The sequence below is a fragment of the Pseudomonas sp. MAG002Y genome (assembly GCF_019400845.1).
GTDB lineage: Bacteria > Pseudomonadota > Gammaproteobacteria > Pseudomonadales > Pseudomonadaceae > Chryseomonas > Chryseomonas luteola.
This window is the reverse complement of record NZ_WOEJ01000008.1, coordinates 229,787-251,313: the sequence shown is the minus strand read 5'-3', so window position 1 is coordinate 251,313 and position 21,527 is coordinate 229,787. Positions and strand designations below refer to the sequence as shown.

Sequence of the window (21,527 nt, the reverse complement as noted above, 5' to 3'; positions counted from 1 at the left end):
ACAAGGCTTTTTGCTGTTCCGTTGCAGCGGAAGTGGGCGCATTATAGGCCCCTCCGCTCACAGGTCAAGCTTTATTTTGGCTGGACTGAAAAATCTTCTTTTGTCTTAGCTGAGTGGCGATGAATGGTAAGCGAAGCACAAGCAGCAGGCCTCCTATCGAGGCGTATATGAGCCACTCGCGGATATCCGAGCGAGTTATCCAGAACATGTGCAGCAAGGCCATAACCAATGCTATATAAATGAGGCGATGCAGCCGCTTCCACTGCTTGCCTAATTTACGCATGCTGTAACGGTTCGAGGTCAGAGCTAGAGGAAGCAGCCCCAGCACGGCAATGAACCCTACAATCACATAGGGACGCTTCTGCAATTCAATACCCAAGCGGGAAAAATCCCAGCCTAATACAAAGGCCAGGTAAGAGCAGAAATGAAGCGCTGCATAGGTGAATGTCCACAAGCCTAACTGGCGGCGAACCAATGCCCATCCTTTCCAGCTCGTCATTTTCTGCAAGGGCGTCAAGCTGAGCGTTATCAGTAAGAGTACTAGCGCCCCCAGGCCAAGCCTATCAATGATTACTTTACCAGGGTCAGGACCCAAGGCAGAACTCCATGCCTCGTACAGCCAAACACCAAGCACCGAAAACGCACTGATAAAAACGACCAATCGCCATACTTGCAACATCATTAATACTGCGTCCTTAGGTCCATTCCGGCGTATAGGCCAGCAACCTCCTCTGCATAACCGTTAAACATCTGTGTTTCTTTAATATTAGGACTAAATAGACCGCTAGGAAGCCGTCGCTCTTTAGTCTGACTCCAACGGGGATGATCGACCAGCGGATTGACGTTGGCATAAAAGCCATACTCATTTGGCGCCATGCTTTGCCAGGTTGTCTGCGGTTGATCACTCACCAAGCTGATGCGAACAATCGACTTGATACTTTTGAATCCATACTTCCACGGCACAACTAATCTAATGGGTGCGCCGTTCTGATTAGGCAGTACTCGCCCATACATGCCTACCGCCAATATAGCCAATGGATGCATGGCTTCATCCATACGCAGACCTTCTCGATAAGGCCAATCCAGTAGAGAGAAACTGGAACGCTGCCCTGGCATATGCTGGGGATCATTCAATGTTTCAAAACGAACGTACTTGGCATTGGCTGTTGGCTGGAACTGTTTAATGACATCTGCCAGTGGAATACCCAGCCACGGGATAACCATGGACCAGGCTTCGACACAACGCAGGCGGTATATCCTTTCTTCCAACTGCTGAGGCCGGATAATGTCCTCCAGCGAGTAGGTACCTGGCTTACCAACCTCTCCGTCTACCTTGACTGTCCAAGGCTCGATCACCATCTGCCCTGCATTGGCATAGGGATCCCCTTTATCAGGACCGAACTCATAAAAGTTATTGTATTGCGTGGCGTCCTTGAAAGGCGTTATAGACTCACCCTTTACATCTGCCGCTTTCCAATGAATAGCAGACTGTTTCTCGGCAAACCAATCAGGCGCCTTGCCTGGCTCCACATCTGAATAAACAGACCCATCAGCAAGCGCCCAGCCGGGCAGCATCGTAGCAGTGACAGCAGCACTGGTTGCACCCATGAACTGGCGGCGAGACAGGTAGATATTTTCTGGAGTAATTTCAGATGGCTTGCAGGCAGAACGCGGGGGGATGTTGATCAGCATGGCAATCTCCACAGCGACTACTGTCGATACGTAGTCTCACTGTGGAGATAATCAGGTAATTAATCAATGCGTGCGGTCGCGATGACGGCGAAAGCGCATTAATGCCTTGACGGGACCTGACACTGCATAAGCAAGGAAACCCAGCAGCAGGACACGTGGCGGATCAGTAAAGATAATGGCGAAGATCAGGACAGCGATGAGGATGCCCACGAACGGAACACGCCCTTTCATATCCAGGGTCTTGAAGCTCCAGTACTTGAAATTACTAACCATGAGCATTCCTGCAGCAGCAACCATGAACGCGACTAGGAATGAGAGTTTGGAACCCTGAATACCAAAGTCGCTAAAGCACCATACTGTTCCGGCAACTAGCGCAGCGGCGGACGGACTGGCCAATCCAATGAAGTAACGCTTATCGACGGAGCCGATCTGAGTGTTGAAACGCGCCAGTCGAAGTGCTGCACCTGCCACATAGATAAAGGCCACAGCCCAACCTACATTGCCTAGACTGATCAGAGCCCATTCAAATGCAAGAATGGCCGGCGCCACACCAAAGGCCACCATGTCGGACAGCGAATCGTACTGTTCCCCAAAAGCACTCTGGGTATTGGTCAAGCGTGCAACACGACCATCCAATCCATCAAGGATCATGGCGATAAAAATGGCTGCCGCTGCTGCTGCAAACCCTACAGCAGCCTCTTCCGACTGTCCCTGGATAAATGCAGTCTGTGCCGCAATGGACTTGATGATTGAATAAAGTCCTGCAAAAAGCGCGGCTGTCGTGAAGAGGTTCGGAAGTAAATAGACGCCTCGACGGCGAATCTTTCGTCCCTGGGCATCGTGTGTTTCTTCGAAATGCTCATCGACGGGAATAATGCTTTCAGTGCTTGAGGAAGCTGTTTCGTTAGCTTCGTCGGGACGCTCGCTCATGAAAATTCCTTGCATAGGACTTGAAGTCTTGGATGATCCCCTCCTCTCAGGGTTCATCCTTAACACGTTACAGCTTTTATAACAGAAGACGAGCTGAAACGAAAAAACGCGGCCGTGGCCGCGTTTTTCCGAAACTGAGATCAACAGGACCTTTAATGGCCCTAATGATTAGTTTTTGCTCTTGTCGACGATCTTGTTAGCAGCAATCCAAGGCATCATGGCGCGCAGTTTTTCACCGATCTGCTCGATACCGTGCGCCGCATTATTGCGACGATATGCCGTCATGGATGGGTAGTTGCTTGCGCCTTCGCTGATAAACATCTTGGCATATTCGCCATCCTGAATACGCTTGAGCGCATTGCGCATAGCTTGGCGAGATTCGGCGTTGATAATTTCAGGACCTGTCACGTACTCGCCATACTCCGCATTGTTGGAGATGGAGTAGTTCATGTTGGCGATACCGCCTTCATACATAAGATCCACGATCAGCTTCAGCTCGTGCAGGCACTCGAAGTAGGCCATCTCAGGAGCGTAGCCCGCTTCAACCAGTGTTTCGAAACCTGCTTTAACCAACTCAACGGTACCACCGCACAGGACAGCCTGCTCACCGAACAGGTCGGTCTCGGTCTCGTCCTTGAATGTGGTTTCGATGATACCGGTACGGCCACCACCCACGCCGCAAGCGTAGGACAGCGCTACGTTCTTGGCATTGCCGGAGGCATCTTGGTAAACGGCGATCAGGTCAGGAATACCGCCGCCCTTGACGAACTCGGAGCGAACAGTATGACCCGGGGCCTTGGGTGCAATCATAATGACGTCCAGATCCGCACGCGGCACAACCTGGTTGTAATGGATTGCAAAGCCGTGAGCGAACGCCAGGGTCGCGCCCTGCTTCAGGTTAGGTTCGATTTCATTCTTGTACAGCTGAGCCTGAAATTCGTCAGGCGTCAGAATCATGATGACATCGGAAGAGCTAACGGCTTCTGGAACGCTTTTGACAGCCAGTCCAGCCGCTTCGGCCTTCTTGGCAGAGGCAGAGCCCGGGCGCAGCGCGACGACAACGTCTACACCTGAGTCTTTCAGGTTGTTTGCATGAGCGTGGCCCTGAGAGCCATAGCCGATAATGGCGACTTTCTTGCCCTGAATGATGGAAAGATCACAATCTTTATCGTAATAAACGCGCATGAAATTCTCCTTAGAATTAGCCGCGTGGCTTTATCAAATTAAATGCTCAGAGCCTTGTCGCCACGGGAAATCCCTGTGACACCACTGCGTACGACTTCCAGAATAGACGTCGTACCGATCGCCTGGATAAAGCTGTCGAGTTTTTCACTCGTACCAGCCAGCTGAATCGTATAGACGCTACTCGTTACATCCACTATCTGTCCACGGAAGATATCCGTGGTGCGTTTGACTTCATCGCGCTGAGCTCCGGTCGCCTTGACCTTGATCAGCAAAAGCTCACGCTCAATGTGGGAGCCCTCGGACAGATTCACCAGCTTTACAACCTCGATCAGCTTATTGAGGTTCTTGGTAATCTGCTCGATGGTTTCATCGTGCCCCACGGTTGTCAGCGTCAGACGCGAGAGCGTTGGGTCTTCTGTCGGAGCAACGGTCAGGCTTTCGATGTTGTAGTTGCGCTGCGAGAACAGGCCGACCACACGGGACAATGCGCCTGGCTCGTTTTCTAGCAGAAGGGAAATGATGTGCCGCATGATTAAGTCCGCTCCGTCTTGCTCAGCCACATTTCGCGCATCGACCCATCTTTAATCTGCATCGGATAGACGTGCTCGCTGGTATCGACCTGAATATCCAGGAAGACCAGACGGTCCTTCATGGCAAAGGCCTCTTCCATCATGGGCTTGAGATCAGCCAGACGCGTGATACGCATACCGGCATGCCCGTATGCCTCAGCCACCTTGACGAAGTCAGGGAGCGATTCCATATAGGAATGCGAGTAACGGCTGTTGTACTGCATGTCTTGCCACTGGCGAACCATGCCCAGGGCCTGGTTGTTCAGCGTAATGATCTTGACGGGAAGGTCATACTGCAGACAGGTGGACAGCTCCTGAATATTCATCTGGATACTGCCCTCGCCTGTTACACAAGCGACGTCGACGTCGGGGAAGTTCAGCTTGACGCCCATCGCGGCTGGCAGGCCGAACCCCATGGTGCCCAGGCCACCGGAGTTGATCCAGCGGTTTGGCTTGTCATACAGATAGTACTGTGCAGCGAACATCTGATGCTGACCTACGTCAGAAGTGATGAACGCATCTCCATGGGTTACTTCGTAAAGCGTCTCGATCACCGTCTGCGGCTTGATGATGCTTCCATCCCCCTTGTCATAGGGGAACAGGCCGCCCTGCGAGCTGCGCCATTCCTCAATCTGCTTCCACCAATTGGCCTGAGCTTCTGCCGCAGGTTTCTCGCCAATTTCCTTGAGGATGGCAACCATTTCCGTCAGAACGCTATCGACAGGCCCAACAATCGGAACATCCGCCTTGATCATTTTAGAAATGGAGGCAGGATCGATATCGACGTGAATGATCTTGGCATTGGGGCAGAAACGTTTGGCGCCATTGATGACGCGATCATCAAAGCGGGCACCTACTGCCAGGATGACATCGCTATGGTGCATTGCCAGGTTGGCTGTGTAACTGCCGTGCATACCTAGCATACCCAGGAACTGACGATCACTGCCTGGAAAACCGCCCAGCCCCATCAACGTGTTGGTAACTGGCAGGTTGAGCATCTTGGCAAGCTCGGTCAGCTGGGCTGCACCGTTCCCCATGATGACGCCGCCGCCCGAATACAGGATAGGCCGCTTGGCCGCCAACAGCATTTCAGCGGCCTTGCGAATCTGTCCTGAATGGCCACGAACAGCCGGATTATAGGAACGCAGCTTGACCTTTTTGGGGTATACGTATTCGAACTTCTCCGTGGGGCTGGTCATATCCTTCGGGATATCGACCACAACTGGCCCGGGACGACCCGACTCCGCCAGATAGAAGGCCTTTTTCATGACCTCTGGAATTTCAGAGGGGTGCTTGATCATGAAGCTGTGCTTAACGATAGGCCGGGAAATTCCCACCATGTCGACTTCCTGGAACGCATCGGAGCCGATCATGTTGCTGCCAACCTGCCCAGACAGGATTACCATCGGAATGGAATCCATATACGCCGTAGCGATACCTGTAATGGCGTTGGTGGCACCGGGGCCTGACGTTACCAGAACGACGCCTGCCTTTCCGGTCGCACGCGCATAGCCGTCTGCCATATGCGTGGCTGACTGCTCATGGCGAACAAGAATATGGGTTACTTCTTTTTCTTTAAAGAGGGCATCGTAGATGTGCAGCAGGGCACCACCAGGATACCCATAGATGTATTTAACGCCTTCGTCACGCAAAAAACGGACGACCATTTCAGCGCCGGATAAGAGCTCCACGTTTCACCTCTCAACGCAATACGAGCGCCCACGAGTGGGCTTTCGGGGTTCGATCGACTGCAAGGCAGAGCATGGGCGACGGTGATCGCCGACGGGACAGCTGCCAAGAAAGCCGTGTTGGAAGAGCTCTAGAGTTACCGAGTTCCTCCACCCAGCGCGAGGTAACGCGTTACGGGTATGACTGCGGCGGCGCGGGTAGGCACCTCATGGTCTGCCGAGAAGCTAGCTTTGGGCCGGCTTTCTACAGCGAACTTTGGATTCTTCGCATTCAGCCGGTGCAAGTCAAGCCGTCTATGCACTTAATTTATGCACAGATCGAAGTCTCATTTTTTAGAGGCAAGTTTCGCTATAGTAGAGCGCTCTAACCCTTACGCTAAAGGATTCAACATGTGGCGTACGTTTTTAGCCATTAGCAGTGCCTTTGTCTTGATGGGCTCCGTTCACGCCGCTCAGGTCTACAAGTGGGTCGATGCCCAAGGCGTCACCCACTTCAGCGCGCAACCGCCTGCTGACCGCAGTGCAGATGAAATGAAGGTAAAACCGGCACCCAGTCTTTCAGGCCAGGCCAACACACCGGGAGCCGGGAATGGTACGGGCGACGCCGTGAACAATGCAGAACAGCGCTCTATCGAGCAGAAGGTTCAGCAAGACGTCAGAGAACAAGAAAAGAAGCGTGAGGAGTACTGCAAGGCTGCGCGAACCAACCTGGCACAGCTGCGCAGTAATCCTCGGGTCATGGTCGAAGAAGGTCGGGGTCAAATGAGACGGCTCACCGAGGAAGAACGCCAGCAGCGTATCAGCGAAGCCGAATTCTCGATCAATCAGAACTGCAATTAAGCCTTAGCGATGTTCGATCAGACGATCGAACTCGCCCAGCGCCTCCAAAAGCGTTGCCACGTTGCGCATGTCGTTTTGATAGACCACTTCCGCCATAGGGCGGATGCCTGAGCGTCCAGGCAACCCGCTGTCCGACTCAATGATGACCTTCATCCGTGGTAGAAAAATCCACTGAAGCCATTGCGCAAAGCTCAACGTGTCTACACAGAACGGCTCTTGGCTGGCTAGGTCCTGATCGCTGGGTGGCACGCTTTCCCACCACCCCAGTACACGCAACTCTCGCTCGATCAGAAGCAATTGCTCCGCCAGATCAGACAGGCGAGCATCCATCAGGCGCCCACCTTGGCACGCTGACGTGCTGTAGCCGCACCCGCGGCATCGCCTTGGCGTTCGCGCGATTGAGCGATCAATTCCCACAGACTGGCTTGCAGGGCGGGACGGCCATTGGCGTACGTCAGTCCACGTCGAGCCAGCTGCTCAGCCTGCGCGGCATCGCCTTGGGCCAGGCGGACTTCAGCCAGCCGATATAGCACTTGCGGCTCGCGAGGCGCGATACGCATGGCACGCTCCAGGCTTGAGGACGCTCCGTTAAGGTCGCCGCCGCCCTGCTGTTGTTGTGCTGTTGTTAGCAAGGCCAATACGGGACCATCGAGCTGCTCATCGGCCGACAGCGCACTGCTTCGGCCGGAAGGAATTCCCGTAGGCGTGCTGGGTGCCGGCTGGGGCGCTGAGTAGCTGTCATACCCCTGAGCAGCTGGCGCACCGGTAGAGGGTCCCACCGTTATAGGCCCCGTCGAAATAGGCGCTGTAGCCGGAGCTGCCGCAAAGGTCTGGATGGGCGCCGGGTTATCACCGGGCACCATCACCGTTACACCGCCATCCTGCTGTGGCGCCTGGGCAGCCATAGGCGGCGGTGAATTAGTCGGCATGCGACCGCCACTACGCGCCAGCTCCTGATTGGAAACAGGCGTGCTTGAGTCCACAACCGGAATAGCACCTTGCTGTGGCGTGGCACAACCTGCCAGAACTACCGTAGCGGCCAGTGCCGCCCATACCGCTTTAGTCACGTTCTACCCTCTTAATTCAACCAACCGCGGACCCAGTCCATGACAGAGTCGGAAGGGTTCTGTCCACCACATGCCGGCCCTGGGGGCGGCTCACTTCCCTGAATATAGGGCATTTGGACCGCGCCAGGGCAATTTGGATCGGTCCCCTGCCCTGTGGCCGGATTAACCCATGCCTGAACAACATTATCGGGCAGCGGCAGATCCAGTGAGGTTGGCTTGGCGCGTTTCATAAACCCGGTCCATACCTGCAAGGCTCCTGTCGCGCCGGTCAGCGGCGTCTTACCATTGTCATCACGACCCAGCCAGACCACGGCGAGCAAGTCCTGACTGAAACCCGAGAACCAACTGTCTCGTGAATCGTTGGTCGTACCGGTCTTGCCCGCCAGATTCAAGGATGAAGGCAGCTGGTTATAGACCGAGCGAGCTGTGCCCTCGCGCACGACACGCTGCATCGCGTATTGGGTCAGATAAATAGCGCCCGGATCGAAACGCTGTTGAATCTGGAACGGATAACGCTTGAGCGGCTCACCGTCAGATGCCAGAACGCTACGAATGCTACGCAGCGGTGTATTGAACCCGCCATTGGCCAGCGTCTGATACATGGTGGCGACTTCCATGGGAGTCAACGCACCAGCGCCCAGAAGCGTTGAAGGATAAGGCGGCAACGAGCGACTCACCCCCAGACGCTCGATGGTCTTGAGCACCTCAGGCACGCCCAGATCCAGGCCCAGCCGGGCAGTAGACAGGTTGTAGGAGTGAGCCAGCCCCTGATACAAGAAAATCGTCCCGTGGGAATCACGTTCGTAATTCTGCGGACGCCAAACCTGACCATCACCGGTCTTAACGGAGAACGGCTCGTCCTTGATGAACGTGGTCAGGGTGTACTGACTCGGCCTTTCCAATGCTGTCAGGTATACCGCAGGCTTGATAATAGAGCCGACCTGCCGAACTGCATCCAGTGCCCGGTTATATCCGGCAAAGCGAGGATCACGCCCGCCCAGCAATGCCTGAACTTCACCGGTTTCCGGGTTGGTGACCACCATGGCCGCCTCAATGCCTTCCACACCCTTGCGGCCGTCGAGGCGCTTCAAGGCCTCGGTCATGGAGGTTTCGGCCTTGAGCTGAAGAATTGGATCGAAGCTGGTGAAAATACGCAGCCCTTCACCAGTCAAATCTTCTTCCCGGTAGTCTTGTTGGAGCTGACGCTTAACCAGATCGATGAAGGCGGGATAGGAGCTGTTTGTCAGCGAGCCTGCCTTACTGATCCCCAAGGGCCGCTGCTTGGCCGCTTCCGCATCTTCCTTTGTAACCGCACCCTGTTCGGTCATCAGGTCGATGACCAGATTACGACGAGCCAGGGCACGCTCCGGATAACGCCGCGGATTGTAGTAGGAAGGTCCTTTTACCATTCCTACCAGCAGAGCGACCTGGTGCAGTTTGAGCTCGGACAACGGTTGGCTAAAGAAATACTGACTGGCCAAACCGAAACCATGAATGGCGCGGGTGCCATCCTGCCCCAGGAAAACCTCATTGAGGTAGGCCTGAAGGATTTCGTTCTTGTCGTAATGCAGCTCCAGCAATACCGCCATCAGGGCTTCGGTAAGCTTACGCGTCAGACTGCGCTCACTGGTGAGGTAGAAGTTCTTGACCAACTGTTGGGTCAGTGTACTGCCACCCTGACGCAACTGCCCTGTAGTAACGTTGATCCAGGCGGCTCGCCCAATCGACTTCAGCGAAACGCCATGGTGATCCCAGAACTCACGGTCCTCGACCGCAACCAGTCCATTGATAAGGGCAGCCGGAACCTGATCCAGCTTAACGAGGATACGGTCTTCGTTGTGGGCAGGGTATATGCCGCCGATCAACAGAGGCTCAAGACGCGCCACGGCCAGATCCGAGCCGTCCTTGCTACTCAGACCCGAGACAAAATCGCCAGAGAAGTTCACCTTGATCGAGCGAGGAGGTTCCTCACCCTCGTAAAACTGAAAGCCTCGGGTATCCAGCTCAACGCTGGAGCCTGCTACCGAGACGTCACCCGGCCCCTGAATAGCTTTTTCACGGCGATAGCCTAGTGCATCAAGCTCGGTCAGGAAGTCATCCTTGCTGAGCTTAAGCCCTGTAAACAGCTCAAGCGGCCGTGCATATACCTTGGCAGGAACCATCCAGCGCTTGCCGGAAAATTTCTCCTGCACGATAGCGTCGAGATAAATGGAAAATCCCGCAAGGACGACCAAGCCCACCAGGCCTAATTTAAGAGCCCAGCCGGACAGGGAGCGCCAGTTGAAGAATTGGCGGGACGGTTTTTTTGAGCGAGAGGATCGGGTGCGTTTCATGGCGGCGCATTATACGCACTTTGCTTCTAGCGGGCAGACGCCAGCCAGCGGTTTGCAGGGTCTCTCACAGCAGCCATAATGGCGATCACTTTTTCATGGCTACGCTAAGGACCGCTTGTGAGTCAGACCCTGATCGCTGCGCTGCAGAACCCGGCCCTCTATCCGCACCCGGTTACCGCGTTCAATGTTATCGAGACGCATATTTCCTGGGTGGTTCTGACAGGGGAGTATGCCTACAAGATCAAGAAGCCGGTGAACTTCGGCTTTCTTGACTTTACCGACCTGAAAGCCAGAGAGCATTTCTGTAGCGAGGAACTACGCCTCAACCAACGCCTGACGAAAGGACTGTATCTGGATGTCGTTCCCATTACAGGCAGTCCAGAGGCACCCCAGATAAGTGGCGAAGGTCCGGTTATTGAATATGCCATCAAGATGCGCGAGTTTCCTCAGAGTCAGCTCTTGAGCGAGATTGAAAAACGCGGCGAACTCACCGAGCAGCATATTGATGCACTGGCCGAGCAGATTGCGCGCTTCCATTTGAGCGCACCGGTTGTCGATGCTTCAAACGAACTGGGGTCGCCCGATGCGGTGATGGCACCTGTGCGCCAAAACTTCGAGCAGATCCGCCCGATGCTTGAGCATGCACAAGACCTTGCCCAACTGGATCACCTGGAGGCCTGGGCAGAGGAACATTTTGCCCGGCTGCATCCCCTGCTCGAGCGGCGCAAGGCGGAGGGTTTCATTCGTGAATGCCATGGCGACATCTACCTTGCCAATGTGACCCAACTGGACGGACAGGTCGTACTCTTTGACTGCATCGAGTTCAACGAGCCTTTCCGTATGACGGATGTGATTGCCGATACCGCCTTCCTGGCGATGGACCTGGAAGACCGCAAGCACAAGACGCTGGCCCGCCGCTTTATCAATGCCTATTTCGAGATGACCGGCGATTATGAAGGCTTGCATGTTCTGCCGTTCTACAAGGCTTACCGGGCCATGGTTCGGGCCAAGGTCAACCTCTTCCAGTACGGACAGACCTCCGATCCGGCTCAGAAGGCTGAAATTCTGGCACGCTACCGCAATTATGCGTCTCTGGCAGAAAGTTACTGCGCCATTCCGTACTGCCTGCTGGCCATTACCCACGGTGTATCCGCTGTAGGCAAAAGCAGCGCAGCGCTCAAACTGGTGGAGGCACTGGGCGCGATTCGTATTCGCTCGGATGTCGAGCGCAAGCGGTTGATTCAGGACGCTACGCCTGACGTGCTGTATAGCGCTGAGTCCGGGAAGGCAACCTATGATCGCCTGCATCACCTAGCGGCAGATATCCTTCAGGCCGGCTATCCGGTAGTACTGGATGCAACCTATCTGAAACAGGCCCAGCGCGAAGCAGCTGCTCAGGTGGCAGAAACGGCAGCCGTCCCCTTCCTGATTATCGACTGCCACGCCCGCGATACCGTGATTGCCCAGTGGCTTGCCGAGCGCCAGGCTGAAGGCCGTGATCCGTCTGATGCGACCCTGGCGGTCGTCCAGGTTCAGCAGCAAGGCCGTGAAGCACTGACAGAGCAGGAATTGATCCGAACACGGCATGTTGACATGACCGATCCGACCAACCTGGATGCGCTCGTCAAGGCCATGCAAGATAAGCTACCGGTCAACTGATTGCAGGCTCCACACATCGTTTCCTCCTCCAGCGCCCGGAGAGACCGCTACACTGAAGAGGTACTCAGGCGAGTGCATTCAGTGAGCACTAGGCAAAACGGGCCTGGAGGGCACGATGAGTAATGACTTACTGTTGTTGAAGAATCTCGGCAAGACGTCAGTACTTTGGTTACATGCGGTAGGTATCCGTACGGTAGACGAGTTGCGCAATCGGGGCTCGGCGGGAGCTTACATGGCGGTATGTGCACGCGGTTTTCGTACATCGAAAGTTCTGCTTTATGCCCTGGAGGGCGCTCTGCTCAACATTCACTGGAATGAACTGACACCTCAACACAAGCAGGCCCTACTCGCTCAGGCCAGAGCCTTGGCTCAGGAACACGAGATAGCTCACAAGCTCCGCTGATGAGGATTTACGCCGTCCACCGGCTTGCTTATTGTGCGAGCTATTTCACACCTCTGATATAAAGGATTCAGGGCCATGTATCTCCTTGGCGAGCAGCCTACCTATGCCGACCAGCTGATCAGCCGTCTACAGGGTATTCCGGCGCAGTTGCTCGAAGGACTTTCCCCTTCAGGCGAGCCTATTTCCGTTTACTGCCTGTATGGCCTGAGCGAGCTTGAGCCAGCCAACCATCTTTTTTTGATACAGAAAGGCATGGTGCATGCCTTAGTGGAGGGGCGTCCCCTGTTTTATTTGCAGGAAGGCGACCTGGTTGGCATGAGACAAGGGCTGGACCTTCCCGAGTGCACCTATAAAAGCGACGAGCCCGTCACGCTCATTCCCTATCGGCGCTCGGATGTGTTTCGCCATATCCACAGCAGCGAACAGCGCCAGGAGCTGCTGCTTCAATACCTTATTGGTCAAAACGCGCTGCTTTCCGATGCACTGGTGCGACTCAAGCCCCAGGAAGTACGCCCCAGCACAGGCTTCAAGCAATTTGCCATAGGCGAAGAGTTGATCCGTCAGGGGGATGAGGCTGACCACGTCTTCATTATTATCGAAGGCCACGCCGAGGCGCGGGTCAATGATCAGAAGGTAGGCGATGTGTGCAAAGACGAAATCTTTGGCGCCATGGCGGTTTTCACCCAGGAGAAACGCAGTGCGACTGTAATGGCGACTGAGCCCTGCACAGTGATGATCATTCCCAAGGATCAGTTCTTAAGCCTGATGTACAGCACGCCCCGTATCGCTCACAACCTTATTGAGAATATGGCTCGCCGCATCGATCTGCTTAACAAGGAAGTCACGCAGTTGCGCCAGCAGCTCAAATCATAAGCCTGCTTCCTATTTGAGAATAAGAAATATTCTCGAATAGCTTGACACAGAAATGAGAATAGCTATTATTTGAATCAGCTGGTCGCGAGACTGGCTCTGATAACTGAGAGACTAGCAGGTCGGCCTTTCAGGTTATCTCCTCATCAGGCTAATCACGGTTTCGACCCGGCTCTGCCGGGTCTTTTTTTGCCTGGAGAAAAGCGACTGCGCTGAGTGCGTACTGGTTATCCAGCCTTCAGATGTACTCGTGAATCAGTCTGCCGGGCACAGGGCTCTCCATTCCCAAGCGGTAGGCACGCTTGATCGAGACAGCTGCTTCCTGGGCTTTGTCCTTATTGGCAGCATGAACCCAGCAGAGAGGTTTCTGCTCGTCTACGGCCTCGCCCACAAAAGCCAGCTCACTTAAACCAACCGACAGATCGATCTGATCGGCCGGATGCTGACGACCGCCACCCAGGACTACAACAGCCAGGCCTACCGAACGTGTATCGATGGACACCACACGTCCCGGTCGTTCGCTGAAAACAGGCATGACGACAGGCGCTTGCTGTAGATACCGCTCCGGTGCTTTGGTCAGGTTAACCGGGCCGCCCAACGCGGCCACCATACGAGCGAAACACTCTAGGGCGGAACCGTCTCTCCAGACCCCGAGCAATTGTTCATGGGCCTGGACTGTTGTATTAGCCTGCCCTGCCAAAACTAGGGCCTGTGCAGCCAAGGCCATTGTTACCTCCCAAAGTCGCTGACTATGGATCTCGCCTTTGAGAAGCGCGATAGCCTCAGCCACTTCCAGCGAGTTTCCCGCACTGCGTGCCAGCGGCTGGTTCATATCGGTAACCAATGCCCGCGTTTTGACACCTGCCCCGTTGGCTACCGCGACAATGCTCTGTGCTAGCGCTTGCGCCTGGCTAGTCTCTGCCATGAAGGCACCGTTACCCATCTTGACGTCCATGACCAGAACATCCAGTCCTGCCGCCAGCTTCTTGGCCAGGATCGACCCGGTAATAAGATCAATAGACTCAACCGTACCGGTCACATCGCGAATGGCATAAAGCCGTTTATCCGCCGGTGCCAAGTCAGCGGTCTGCCCAATGATGGCGCAGCCCACTTCAGCTACGACTCGCCTCAACTGTTCAGGCGATGGCTGGCAGTTATAACCGGGAATACTGTCCAGCTTGTCCAGCGTACCGCCGGTATGGCCCAAGCCGCGACCTGAGATCATCGGCACGTAACAGCCACAAGCTGCCAGCAATGGCGCAAGAACGAGGCTTACCACATCACCCACACCGCCAGTGGAGTGCTTGTCGACTACAGGACCGGGCAGGCTCCAGGAGAGCGTTTGTCCCGAATCGCGCATGGCAGTCGTAAGGGAAATGCGCTCGTCGACCGTCATGCCCTTGAGAAAAACAGCCATGGCGAACGCCGCGATCTGGCCTTCGCTGAGGGTTCCGTCCGTTATTCCTGCAACGAAACGCTTGATATCCGAGCGCTCCAGTACCAAGCCGTCACGCTTGCGACGAATCACTTCCTGAGCCAACCACATCCTGGCAGTCCTCCGGGCTAATCCATCATCACAAGGTAGGCGCAGCATATAACTGCCGCGCCGCCTGGTTTATATCGAGATGAAAAATCCCACAATCGCTGCGCTCATGAAGTTGGAGAGCGTCCCGCCAATCATGGCGCGCAGTCCAAGCCGTGCCAGCTCAGAGCGGCGTTGCGGAGCAATGGAACTCAAGCCACCCAATTGAATGGCAATGGATGCCAAATTGGCGAAGCCGCACAAAGCAAAAGTCACAATGATTTGTGTATGGGTAGACAAGACCTGCACGCCTGCAGCAGCCGCCTTGGCAGGATCCATATAGTTGGCAAGATCCACATAGGCCACGAACTCATTCAGAACGATTTTCTGGCCGATGAAACCGCCTGCCTGAACCGCTTCATTCCACGGCACGCCGAGGAGAAATGCGACAGGCGCCAGCAGATAACCCAAAATCAGCTGCATCGTGATCTGCGGATAACCCAGCCAACTGCCAGCCCAGCCGAGCAATCCGTTAAGCATGGCAATGAGCGCAATGAACGACAGCAACATTGCGCCCACGGCCACGGCAAGCTTCAAACCCGCCTGAGCGCCTTCTGCGGCCGCATCAATAACGTTGGCTGGCCGGTTCTCGCCCTGCCCCAGGTTACCCACGATGGCTTCGTCCCGGGTCGCCTCGGTTTCGGGCTCCATCAGCTTGGCCATAAGCAAGCCTCCCGGTGCAGCCATGAAGCTGGCAGCGATCAGGTACTTGAGATCAACACCCAGCCCGGCATAGCCCAGCAATACCGATCCGGCAACGGCTGCAAACCCGCCAACCATCACTGCAAATAACTCTGACCGGGTCATATCGGCGATAAATGGCCGAACGACAAGCGGTACCTCAGACTGGCCAATAAAGATGGCCGACGTTACTGCCATCGACTCAATCCGACTGGTCCCCAGCATCAGCCTCAAGCCCCCTCCGATCAGCCGAATGATCCAACCCATGATGCCCAGGTAGTAGAGTACGGAGATAAAGCTTCCAAAGAAGACAATGACCGGCAGTACTTTGATGGCAAATACAAAGCCGCCATTGCCGAACACCTCGAACATGCGTGCACTGCTCAAACCGCCAAAGAGAAACTCGATGCCCTTGTCCGCATAAAGCTGTAGCGACGAGACGCCACTGGAGATCGATGCCAACACGGTCTGGCCCCAGGGGATGTAGAGTGCAAAGGCCCCCAGCGCGACCTGAATGCCAAAGGCACAAAGAACCGTACGCGGCCGGATAGCGCGGCGATGGCTGGATAGCACGACGGCAATAGCGACGAGCACAGCCATCCCGACAAGACTGATCATGGTGTTGTCTCCGAACACAATAGGACCTCAAGCGCCGACTCGAACGCCGGCAAGCCTTCGGTGACGTTAGAAAGAATCAAAGGCGCCCGGAAGCAATTCCTTGAGTGTCCAGACCTTGGTGGCCGACGCGTCGCTACCCTGGCAGATGATCACTGCATCAGGCGCCATAAGTTCGAGCAGGACCTGACGACAGGCACCGCACGGGCTGATCAGAGGAACCTTGGGAGCATAAACGGCAATTGCCTTGAAGCTGCGTGGAGCAAATCCCTGACTGATGGCCGAAAACAATGCGCTACGCTCGGCACAGTTGGTGAGGCCGTAGGAAATATTTTCGACGTTTACGCCATGAATTACGCGCCCGTCCTCGGTCAATAGTGCAGCGCCCACGGGAAACTGAGAATACGGTGAGTAAGTTTGGTCAGCAGCCAGCTTGGCTTCTTCCAACAATTGTTCATGCTCAGTGGCGGCATGCTCGCTCATAAAGGGTCCTCGCAGATAAAAGGCCGGCACTTTAAACGTTCCAGCCTCGTTTTATGAATCAGAATTGATAACCCACGCCGAAGTAATAGCCCCAACCGTTCGAGCGAGCCCTGAAGGGGCCGTCACCAAAATTCAGTTCGGTGCCATCCTTCCATTGTCCGCCATTATGGAAATAGCGCCCCACTGCCATCAGGCGCAGGTGCGTAAAGGAATATAAAAGGACGTTGGTAGCGACGGTCGCGTTGGCGGTACGAGCAGGGCCTGCCTTGTCGTGCAGATCCGAGCCGAAGTCAACGTTGGTAAAGCCGACATATGTTAGGGACGCTCCGTTGTCGAACGTCCCCAAGGGTAGAATGTACTTTAGCTGCGCCCGGTAGCCATCCCAGGAGTTTTCATTGGCAGCGCCATAGTTTTCCCACTGACGGCGCACATACAGGTTAGCAGAGAGGTTGAGACGCGTCCCCGTCTCGATATCCGTTCCCAGCCCGCTATAAAGCGTGTTGCCCCGGTTCTCGCGGTTATGACCGTGATCATAAATCCAGTCAAACGCAACATAGAACTCCTTGAAAGGGCCGAACCCCAGCTTGCGACCCAGCAGCTCATCGATGGATACCCGCGGCTCATGCTCCATAAACACGGGAGAGCCTTTATCCCATACGCCGCTGTCGTGACTGTTACCAATCCCTAATACCTTGGGAATATCGACATAGCCATAGAGCTCGAAAGGCCCTTTACGCCCGAAATATTCATATTCGAGATAAATATCATCGACGGGACGTGGACCGAAGCTGATGTCCTTGCTACCGATCAGTGTCACGTTCTGGTTATACCAGGAGGACAGATAGGTTCCTTTCTCCGGCGGAGCGACTTCGTAGCTGAGGTCCTCGCCCTGGGCACTCTCCCCTCCTTGCGCAGGTGGCGTGGCTCCAAACACAGGCATGCCAATGCCTGCAGCCAGCGAGACACCTAACAAGACCTTTTGAGTCCGCTTGGTCATAGGTAAACAGGTGAAGAAACGAGCAATAACCGCGTACTCCAATGTTGCACTCCTTCAAAGGGTTACATCACCCGCCAGATTAGGTACAGCAGAAGGCCATAGGCTTTACCCTGTGCGGAGTAAACGCATTACAAAAAGGTTACGTATTGATACGTTTGTAAAGTGGGAGGGAGCGTAAGCACGGGATGTGCCAAACCTGACTCGCTGAACAGGATTCAGGCAAGAGCCGCTGCCGGCCCGCATTTTCCCCATGCACACCGGAATCAGTCGGCTTCACATTACTTAATCCATTGGTCGCTGCACCGTCATGACTCATTCGTGCCCTGTGAAGGGCACAACGGCGTGGTCGTGCTCATCCCACCGAGAGTTACATCACGACCTTAAGCCGACGAGTCACCTGTATGGCCTGTGGCGTAACATCAGCACCGTAAGCCAGAATCTCGACTCCGGCCTCCAGCGCCTCGCGCAATGCACGTCCGTAGGCAGGATCGATATCATCGGCAGGACGAACCGCCTCTATACCTGTGAGATTGACGCAATACAACAGCACCGCACGCGCGCCCTCACGCGCCAGCGCCGACAATTCCCGTAGATGCTTGGCTCCCCGAACCGTAACGGCGTCCGGGAAAGCTGCCACACAGTCCATGTTGTAGCCGAGCGTTACGCTCTTCACCTCGACAAAAACCTCTCCTGAGGGATACGTCAAACGAAAATCCGCCCGGCTATTTTCAGCGCCATAAGCCACCTCACGACGCAACGCGCTAAAGCCGGCAAGCTCTGGAATTGCCCCTGCCAATAGCGCTTCCTCCACCAACCGGTTCGCTCTGCTGGTATTGATGCAGGCGAGCCGCCCGTGAGGCGTCTCTACAAGCTCCCATGTCCCAGGAAGCTTGCGCTTGGGATCATTGGAACGGCTGAACCAGACACGAGCACCCTCTGCCTGACAATTAAGCATTGATCCCGTATTCGGGCAATGAATCGTCAAGGTCTCGCCCGTCACCGTCTCGATATCAGCCAAAAAACGCTTATAACGCCGGATCAAAAGCCCCTCTTCCAGGGGTGGATCAAACTGCATGGACTACTTCCGCTTCGATGATCAGGGACGCCAGGTTTTGAGGCCGCGAGCAATGCGTGTGACGGCCTCCTCCAACCGCGGCAGGCTTTGGGTATAGGCAAAGCGGACATGCTGACCGGCACGGTAGCGTCCGAAGTCGAGCCCCGGAGTAAAGGCTACATGCTCGGTCTCGATGAAGTGCTGGCAAAAAGCATACGCATCACCGCCAAAGGCAGACATATCGGCGTAGAGGTAAAACGCGCCTTCCGGCTCGACCTCAATTCCAAAGCCCAGCGCCCGCAAGGCTGGCAGCAGGAAGTCGCGACGCTGCTGAAACGCTGTACGCCGGGCCTCGAAAATCTCGATCGCGTCTGGCTTGAAACAGGCCAAGGCCGCATGCTGAGCAATCGTGGGTGCGCTGATATAAAGATTTTGTGCCAGCTTCTCGAGCTCTGGAATAGCCTCCGACGGTGCGACAAGCCAGCCCAGGCGCCAGCCGGTCATTCCAAAGTATTTGGAAAAACTGTTCAGAACGAAGGCCTCGTCATCGACTTCCAACACGCTTGCCGCGTCCAACCCATAGGTCAGACCATGGTAGATCTCATCCACTACCAGATGACCGCCTCGCGTGGATAGACTCCTGGAGAGCGCCTCCAACTCATCCCTGTGCAGGACCGTTCCCGTGGGATTGGCAGGCGATGCTACTAGAGCACCTACGCTGTCCTGCGTCCAATGAGCGTCGACGAGCTCGGGCGTCAATTGGTAGCGCGTCTGCGGACCAGCCGGGACCAACTGGGCCGCCCCTTCGATCAGGCGCAGGAAATGGCGATTACAGGGATATCCGGGATCAGCCATCAGCCAGTGCTTGCCCGGGTCGACCAGAAGCGCACTGGTTAGCAGAAGTGCGCCTGAGCCTCCGGGCGTAATCATAATGCGTTCGGGATCAATATTGACGGCATAGCGCTTGGCATAGAATTCGGCAATGGCTTCGCGCAGCTCAGGCAGACCTCGCGCAGCGGTGTAACGGGTATTACCATTCGCCAGCGCCGCCTGACCAGCCTGGACGATGGGTTCTGCTGTCGTGAAATCCGGCTCGCCGATCTCCAGATGAATGACATCATGCCCAGCGGCCTGTAACTGATTAGCACGAGCCAGCAGGGCCATGACATGGAAGGGCTCAATGGCACGGCTACGCGCACTAAATGATTTGGTCATGGTCTATCCGAACTTGTTAGAGAGAGGGGATTCTAACCAAGGCTATAAAGACGGCACCAATACATATAATTCGAGCAAGACCCACAAGATATGCCTTGGGGCTTGATAACAAGGACTTCAGGTAGTAGCGCCGCACCAAGGCTTCTGGTAAGTTCGCCCGCTTGCATCCGCGGGGGCCTCTTGCCCAGTAGACGTATCCAGCCTGCGGACAGGATTAGCGAAAGTGAGAGGGTCATCCATGGCGACCGACGAAAAACAGCAAAACACCCCTTTGACCCGTGGCTTCGAACCTTATCAGGAGGAGTCTGGCGAGGAGTACATGAGTGAGCGCATGCGCGCCCATTTCACTAACATCCTGAATAAATGGAAGCAGGAACTGCGGGAAGAAGTAGACCGCACTGTAAGTCACATGAAGGAAGATGCCGGCAGCCATGCCGACCCGGCCGACCGTGCGACCCAGGAAGAAGAGTTCAGCTTCGAGCTACGTACCCGTGATCGTGAGCGCAAGCTGATCAAGAAGATCGACGAGACGCTTCAGCTGATCGAAGACAACGAATACGGCTGGTGCGATTCTTGCGGTATCGAAATCGGTATCCGCCGCCTTGAAGCCCGTCCGACAGCCAGTCTGTGCATCGACTGCAAGACACTGGCGGAAATCAAGGAAAAGCAGATCGGTTCCTGACCGATCAAGGGGCGCTCAGGCGCCCCGCTTGCTTTTTAACGATTGTCATTCCCCACCATGACAACCTCATCCTATATAGGCCGGTTTGCCCCGACACCTAGCGGTTACCTGCATTTCGGGTCACTGGTTGCAGCCGTTGCGTCTTATCTGGACGCCCGTGCCGCAGGAGGACGCTGGCTCGTACGCATGGAGGATCTCGATCCGCCTCGTGAGGTTCCAGGCGCCCAAACAGCCATTCTCGACACGCTGGAACGCTATGGCTTCGAATGGGATGGCGCTGTAGAGCGGCAAAGTGATCGTCATGATGCCTATGAGGCTACCGTAGCGCGCCTGCTGCATAGCGGCCTGGCCTATGCCTGTACCTGCTCGCGCAAACAGCTGGAAGGCTATGGGGGACTGTATCCAGGCCACTGCCGTAACGCCCAGCATGCCCATGACATGGCCGCGATACGCATCCGGGTTCCTGAGCTCGAATATGCCTTTACCGACAGGGTACAAGGCGAATTCCGCCAGCATCTAGGACGGGACGTAGGCGACTTTATTATCCGTCGGCGTGATGGCTTGTTTGCGTATCAACTCGCCGTGGTACTGGACGATGCCTGGCAGGGCATTACCGATATCGTCCGAGGTGCAGACCTTCTCGACTCCACGCCGCGTCAGCTCTATCTGCAGGAACTGCTGGGCTTTCCCCAGCCTCGCTACCTGCACGTCCCGCTGATCATTCAGCCTGACGGACACAAGCTGGGCAAATCGTACCGCTCCCCGCCTCTTCCGCACGATCAAGCCGGACCGCTACTGCTCAGAGCCCTGCGTGCGCTAGGCCAGCAGCCATCCTCCGAGCTCCATGGCGCCAGTGCCCGAGAGATTCTGACCTGGGGTATACAATCCTGGCAGCCTGCCCGGATACCACGTACCCATACGCTTGCCGAAGCTGAACTCCGGTAACAACGCAGATCGTCTCAAAACGGATAAGGCAGACCTG

At 55.4% G+C, this 21,527-nt stretch carries 21 protein-coding genes; 6 read left to right on the top strand and 15 right to left on the bottom strand.

What is annotated here, in order from left to right; translation table 11 throughout:
• Positions 1-64: 64 nt before the first annotated feature.
• The 6 genes from msrQ to GM154_RS13945 all read right to left on the bottom strand — a co-directional run bounded on the left by msrQ (position 65) and on the right by GM154_RS13945 (position 6,067).
• Positions 65-682 carry a protein-methionine-sulfoxide reductase heme-binding subunit MsrQ gene (gene msrQ / locus GM154_RS13970; protein ID WP_219652541.1) on the bottom strand — a complete coding sequence of 206 codons (618 nt, stop codon included), beginning with the start codon at positions 680-682 and terminating at the stop codon, positions 65-67.
• Positions 682-1,692 (bottom strand): protein-methionine-sulfoxide reductase catalytic subunit MsrP, encoded by a 1,011-nt coding sequence (msrP, locus tag GM154_RS13965; protein WP_219652540.1) that lies wholly within the window; start codon positions 1,690-1,692, stop codon positions 682-684. Before msrP ends, msrQ begins: the two co-directional genes overlap by 1 nt.
• Positions 1,693-1,755: 63 nt before the next feature.
• A complete protein-coding gene (gene pssA / locus GM154_RS13960) occupies positions 1,756-2,622 on the bottom strand; it encodes a CDP-diacylglycerol--serine O-phosphatidyltransferase (protein WP_019367407.1) in 867 nt (288 codons plus the stop codon).
• 168 nt (positions 2,623-2,790) lie between these two features.
• Positions 2,791-3,807: a ketol-acid reductoisomerase gene (gene ilvC, locus GM154_RS13955; protein WP_010796850.1), complete on the bottom strand. Its 1,017-nt coding sequence runs from the start codon at positions 3,805-3,807 to the stop codon at positions 2,791-2,793.
• Between the two features lie 38 nt (positions 3,808-3,845).
• Positions 3,846-4,337, bottom strand: a complete 492-nt coding sequence (gene ilvN, locus GM154_RS13950; RefSeq protein WP_010796849.1) for an acetolactate synthase small subunit — start codon at positions 4,335-4,337, stop codon at positions 3,846-3,848.
• Between the two features lie 2 nt (positions 4,338-4,339).
• The gene (locus GM154_RS13945; protein WP_010796848.1) at positions 4,340-6,067 is read right to left on the bottom strand and encodes an acetolactate synthase 3 large subunit; all 1,728 of its coding nucleotides are present in this window, start codon (positions 6,065-6,067) and stop codon (positions 4,340-4,342) included.
• 387 nt (positions 6,068-6,454) lie between these two features.
• Here GM154_RS13945 and GM154_RS13940 point away from each other — a divergent pair, with 387 nt between their 5' ends.
• Complete coding sequence (locus tag GM154_RS13940; protein WP_125888593.1) at positions 6,455-6,904, top strand: DUF4124 domain-containing protein; 450 nt, start codon at positions 6,455-6,457, stop codon at positions 6,902-6,904.
• A gap of 3 nt (positions 6,905-6,907) precedes the next feature.
• Here the strand turns inward: GM154_RS13940 and GM154_RS13935 are convergent, their stop codons facing one another.
• Genes GM154_RS13935 through mrcB form a run of 3 tightly spaced genes read right to left on the bottom strand, consistent with a single transcriptional unit; the run spans position 6,908 to position 10,304 of the window.
• Complete coding sequence (locus GM154_RS13935; protein ID WP_010796845.1) at positions 6,908-7,234, bottom strand: YqcC family protein; 327 nt, start codon at positions 7,232-7,234, stop codon at positions 6,908-6,910.
• Entirely contained in the window at positions 7,234-7,971 is a 738-nt protein-coding gene (locus tag GM154_RS13930) for a M48 family metallopeptidase (protein ID WP_219652539.1), read from the bottom strand. The genes GM154_RS13935 and GM154_RS13930 overlap by 1 nt, the downstream gene beginning before the upstream one ends.
• 11 nt (positions 7,972-7,982) lie before the next feature.
• Complete coding sequence (gene mrcB, locus GM154_RS13925) at positions 7,983-10,304, bottom strand: penicillin-binding protein 1B (protein ID WP_219652538.1); 2,322 nt, start codon at positions 10,302-10,304, stop codon at positions 7,983-7,985.
• A gap of 117 nt (positions 10,305-10,421) precedes the next feature.
• Here mrcB and GM154_RS13920 point away from each other — a divergent pair, with 117 nt between their 5' ends.
• The 3 genes from GM154_RS13920 (at position 10,422) to GM154_RS13910 (ending at position 13,239) form a co-directional block, all read left to right on the top strand.
• Positions 10,422-11,963: a bifunctional aminoglycoside phosphotransferase/ATP-binding protein gene (locus GM154_RS13920; RefSeq protein ID WP_219652537.1), complete on the top strand. Its 1,542-nt coding sequence runs from the start codon at positions 10,422-10,424 to the stop codon at positions 11,961-11,963.
• A 115-nt stretch (positions 11,964-12,078) separates the two neighbouring features.
• Positions 12,079-12,366: a TfoX/Sxy family protein gene (locus GM154_RS13915; protein WP_010796841.1), complete on the top strand. Its 288-nt coding sequence runs from the start codon at positions 12,079-12,081 to the stop codon at positions 12,364-12,366.
• Between the two features lie 75 nt (positions 12,367-12,441).
• Positions 12,442-13,239 (top strand): Crp/Fnr family transcriptional regulator, encoded by a 798-nt coding sequence (locus GM154_RS13910; protein WP_219652536.1) that lies wholly within the window; start codon positions 12,442-12,444, stop codon positions 13,237-13,239.
• 235 nt (positions 13,240-13,474) lie between these two features.
• Here GM154_RS13910 and deoA read toward each other — a convergent pair whose 3' ends face one another.
• The 6 genes from deoA to GM154_RS13880 all read right to left on the bottom strand — a co-directional run bounded on the left by deoA (position 13,475) and on the right by GM154_RS13880 (position 19,863).
• Positions 13,475-14,782, bottom strand: a complete 1,308-nt coding sequence (gene deoA, locus GM154_RS13905; RefSeq protein WP_219652535.1) for a thymidine phosphorylase — start codon at positions 14,780-14,782, stop codon at positions 13,475-13,477.
• A 69-nt stretch (positions 14,783-14,851) separates the two neighbouring features.
• Positions 14,852-16,117 carry a NupC/NupG family nucleoside CNT transporter gene (locus tag GM154_RS13900; protein WP_125888598.1) on the bottom strand — a complete coding sequence of 422 codons (1,266 nt, stop codon included), beginning with the start codon at positions 16,115-16,117 and terminating at the stop codon, positions 14,852-14,854.
• Between the two features lie 66 nt (positions 16,118-16,183).
• On the bottom strand, positions 16,184-16,597 hold the full coding sequence (locus GM154_RS13895; protein ID WP_074829428.1) for a cytidine deaminase: 414 nt from the start codon (positions 16,595-16,597) through the stop codon (positions 16,184-16,186).
• 58 nt (positions 16,598-16,655) lie between these two features.
• Positions 16,656-17,594, bottom strand: a complete 939-nt coding sequence (locus tag GM154_RS13890) for a nucleoside-specific channel-forming protein Tsx (RefSeq protein WP_219652549.1) — start codon at positions 17,592-17,594, stop codon at positions 16,656-16,658.
• 367 nt (positions 17,595-17,961) lie between these two features.
• Entirely contained in the window at positions 17,962-18,669 is a 708-nt protein-coding gene (sfsA, locus tag GM154_RS13885; protein WP_125888599.1) for a DNA/RNA nuclease SfsA, read from the bottom strand.
• 21 nt (positions 18,670-18,690) lie between these two features.
• Positions 18,691-19,863, bottom strand: coding sequence for a pyridoxal phosphate-dependent aminotransferase (locus tag GM154_RS13880; RefSeq protein WP_219652534.1), 1,173 nt, complete (start codon positions 19,861-19,863; stop codon positions 18,691-18,693).
• 238 nt (positions 19,864-20,101) lie between these two features.
• Between GM154_RS13880 and dksA the strand changes: the two genes are divergently transcribed.
• Positions 20,102-20,545 (top strand): RNA polymerase-binding protein DksA, encoded by a 444-nt coding sequence (dksA, locus tag GM154_RS13875; protein ID WP_010796833.1) that lies wholly within the window; start codon positions 20,102-20,104, stop codon positions 20,543-20,545.
• 57 nt (positions 20,546-20,602) lie between these two features.
• Positions 20,603-21,490 carry a tRNA glutamyl-Q(34) synthetase GluQRS gene (gene gluQRS, locus GM154_RS13870; RefSeq protein ID WP_219652533.1) on the top strand — a complete coding sequence of 296 codons (888 nt, stop codon included), beginning with the start codon at positions 20,603-20,605 and terminating at the stop codon, positions 21,488-21,490.
• Positions 21,491-21,527: the final 37 nt, after the last annotated feature.

Bases quoted from the DNA above. Each gene is read 5' to 3' on its own strand.
- dksA (WP_010796833.1), top strand. From the start codon at position 20,102: ATGGCGACCGACGAAAAACAGCAAAACACCCCTTTGACCCGTGGCTTC.
- GM154_RS13915 (WP_010796841.1), top strand. From the start codon at position 12,079: ATGAGTAATGACTTACTGTTGTTGAAGAATCTCGGCAAGACGTCAGTA.
- sfsA (WP_125888599.1), bottom strand. From the start codon at position 18,669: ATGCAGTTTGATCCACCCCTGGAAGAGGGGCTTTTGATCCGGCGTTAT.
- msrP (WP_219652540.1), bottom strand. From the start codon at position 1,692: ATGCTGATCAACATCCCCCCGCGTTCTGCCTGCAAGCCATCTGAAATT.
- GM154_RS13880 (WP_219652534.1), bottom strand. From the start codon at position 19,863: ATGACCAAATCATTTAGTGCGCGTAGCCGTGCCATTGAGCCCTTCCAT.
- gluQRS (WP_219652533.1), top strand. From the start codon at position 20,603: ATGACAACCTCATCCTATATAGGCCGGTTTGCCCCGACACCTAGCGGT.
- msrQ (WP_219652541.1), bottom strand. From the start codon at position 682: ATGATGTTGCAAGTATGGCGATTGGTCGTTTTTATCAGTGCGTTTTCG.
- GM154_RS13890 (WP_219652549.1), bottom strand. From the start codon at position 17,594: ATGACCAAGCGGACTCAAAAGGTCTTGTTAGGTGTCTCGCTGGCTGCA.
- GM154_RS13900 (WP_125888598.1), bottom strand. From the start codon at position 16,117: ATGATCAGTCTTGTCGGGATGGCTGTGCTCGTCGCTATTGCCGTCGTG.
- ilvC (WP_010796850.1), bottom strand. From the start codon at position 3,807: ATGCGCGTTTATTACGATAAAGATTGTGATCTTTCCATCATTCAGGGC.
- deoA (WP_219652535.1), bottom strand. From the start codon at position 14,782: ATGTGGTTGGCTCAGGAAGTGATTCGTCGCAAGCGTGACGGCTTGGTA.
- ilvN (WP_010796849.1), bottom strand. From the start codon at position 4,337: ATGCGGCACATCATTTCCCTTCTGCTAGAAAACGAGCCAGGCGCATTG.
- GM154_RS13940 (WP_125888593.1), top strand. From the start codon at position 6,455: ATGTGGCGTACGTTTTTAGCCATTAGCAGTGCCTTTGTCTTGATGGGC.
- GM154_RS13895 (WP_074829428.1), bottom strand. From the start codon at position 16,597: ATGAGCGAGCATGCCGCCACTGAGCATGAACAATTGTTGGAAGAAGCC.
- GM154_RS13935 (WP_010796845.1), bottom strand. From the start codon at position 7,234: ATGGATGCTCGCCTGTCTGATCTGGCGGAGCAATTGCTTCTGATCGAG.
- mrcB (WP_219652538.1), bottom strand. From the start codon at position 10,304: ATGAAACGCACCCGATCCTCTCGCTCAAAAAAACCGTCCCGCCAATTC.
- pssA (WP_019367407.1), bottom strand. From the start codon at position 2,622: ATGAGCGAGCGTCCCGACGAAGCTAACGAAACAGCTTCCTCAAGCACT.
- GM154_RS13910 (WP_219652536.1), top strand. From the start codon at position 12,442: ATGTATCTCCTTGGCGAGCAGCCTACCTATGCCGACCAGCTGATCAGC.